General features: G+C 67.7%; 1 protein-coding gene and 1 pseudogene. One reads left to right on the top strand and one right to left on the bottom strand.

What is annotated here, in order from left to right; genetic code table 11:
* Positions 1-140: 140 nt before the first annotated feature.
* Positions 141-551 (bottom strand): nuclear transport factor 2 family protein, encoded by a 411-nt coding sequence (locus ACFOX0_RS34010; RefSeq protein WP_377553768.1) that lies wholly within the window; start codon positions 549-551, stop codon positions 141-143.
* A gap of 184 nt (positions 552-735) precedes the next feature.
* Between ACFOX0_RS34010 and ACFOX0_RS34005 the strand changes: the two are divergent.
* Positions 736-1,980, top strand: a pseudogene (locus tag ACFOX0_RS34005) (IS3 family transposase).
* Positions 1,981-2,133 lie beyond the last annotated feature (153 nt).

The raw sequence follows: 2,133 nt of genomic DNA, 5'->3' as shown, positions 1-2,133 counted from the left end.
GGGGGGGGGGGGGGGGGGGGGGGGGGGGGGGGGGGGGGTGTTCTGCTCTCCGTTTCGGCTTCGGCCGTTTCTCGGCTGACCCTATGCGTACATGCCCGGCCGGGCCGCCCCGGGCCGCGAGGTCCCTGAGTGCCCTCCGCTCAGCCGGCGTTGAACGCCTCGGCAACGGTCAGCGTGTCCTCGTACAGGTGCATGCGAACGATTCGGTCGTCCTCGACCGCCAGGTGCATGGCCACCGGCTGGGTGAACTCCTTGCCGGTGGACACGACGGTGTGCGTGAAGACCGCCAGCAGCACCACGTCACCACCGTCGACGATGAAGCGCTCCAGCACGACCTTGCTCTGGCCGGGCACGAAGAGCGACCACAAGGTGGTGAAGTACGGCGCGACCTCCTCCTGGCGGGTACGGCGCCCGGTCCCCGGCAGTCTGCCGGGGACGTACCAGTCGATATCCTCGGAGAACAGTTCCTGGATGCCGTCGGCGTCCTGCCTGCCGAGGCGCTCCAGGAACTTCTCGACCACGGTCCGCGAGGTCTGAGTATCTGTTGCCATCGTCCTTTTCCTTTGTCTCTTCGTCTCTGAGCATCCAGTTCAAGCGGCCCGACTACCTCCAATCTAACTGGGGAGACGAACCCGGTAGACCGGAACGTGTCAAGGGATTGAGGCCAACGGGAGTTAAGTGGCTTGAACTGCCCCGGATCTTGTAGAGACTTCCCCGCTTGGGAAGGATCGAGAGATGGCAGGAAGGAAGCCGTATCCGCAGGAGTTGCGGGAGCGGGCGGTGCGGATGGTCGCGGAGGTGCGGCCGAACTACGCGTCGGACTGGGCGGCGATCACGGCGGTGGCGGCCCGGTTGGGGATCGGCACGGCCGAGACCCTGCGCAAGTGGGTCCGTCAGGCGCAGGTCGACGACGGTCAGCGGTCGGGGGTGACGTCGGAGGAGTCGGCGGAGCTGAAACGGCTGCGGCGGGAGAACGCCGAGTTGCGGCGGGCGAATGAGATCTTGAAGGCGTCGTCGGCTTTCTTCGCGGCCGAGCTCGACCGGCCTACGACACGCTCGTGAACTTCGTCGACGAGCATCGGGACCGCTTCGGCGGGGTCGAGCCGATCTGCCGCGTGCTGCGCCGGCACGGGCTGCAGATCACCCCGAGTGGCTACTGGGCGGCCAAGAAGCGTCTGCCGTCGAAGCGGCAGGTGCGCGATGCGCAGCTGACAGCACTCATTCGCGAGATCCATGCGGCGAACTACGGCGTCTACGGAGCTCACAAGATCTGGCATGAGCTGCGCCGCCAAGGGCATCCGACGGCCCGGTGCACGGTCGAGCGGTTGATGCGCGGCGCCGGTCTGGCCGGTGTCGTGCGGGGGAAGATCCGCACCACGGTCGCCGATCCCGGGCACGAACGGGCCGCTGACCTGCTCAACCGGGACTTCACCGCCGCCCGACCGAACCGGTGCTGGGTCGCGGACTTCACCCACGTGGCCGCCTGGTCCGGCGTCGTCTACGTCGCGTTCGTCGTCGACATCTACTCCAGGGCGATCGTGGGGTGGTCCGCGGCGACGAACAAACGCACCCCGCTGGTCCTGGCCGCCCTGGACATGGGGTTGTGGCGCCGCGACCGCGCCGGCCAACCCGCCGGGCCGGGACTGGTGCACCACAGCGACGCGGGCAGCCCTGTACACGTCGTTCCGGTTCACCACCCACCTGCTCGACGCCGGTATCGACGCCTCGATCGGCAGCGTCGGCGACGCCCTGGACAACGCCCTGATGGAGTCCACCATCGGTCTCTACAAGACCGAACTGATCAAACCCCGGGGCCCATGACGCAGCCTCGCCCAGGTCGAACTGGCCACCGCCGAGTGGGTCGACTGGTACAACAACCAGCGTCTGCACTCCGCCATCGGGCACGTCCCACCGACCGAACACGAATCGATGTTCTACGCTCAACCCCAGCCCCGCGAGGTGGTTGGAGCCAACAGCTGAGGTCTCCACAGAACCCGGGGCGGTTCAGCGGCTGCGGCGGCGCAATGAGCGCCTGGAAGCGGATTTGGCGCGGACGAAGACCGCCCTGGAGATCATGGGAAAAGCGCACGCGCTCTTGGAGACGCTGTCCGAGAGCGCGGACAGCACGGCGCC

Source organism: Micromonospora zhanjiangensis, from assembly GCF_042650605.1.
Lineage (GTDB): Bacteria > Actinomycetota > Actinomycetes > Mycobacteriales > Micromonosporaceae > Micromonospora_J > Micromonospora_J zhanjiangensis.
Note: the sequence above shows the minus strand (reverse complement) of the source record. Positions and strands in the feature narration are given on the sequence as shown.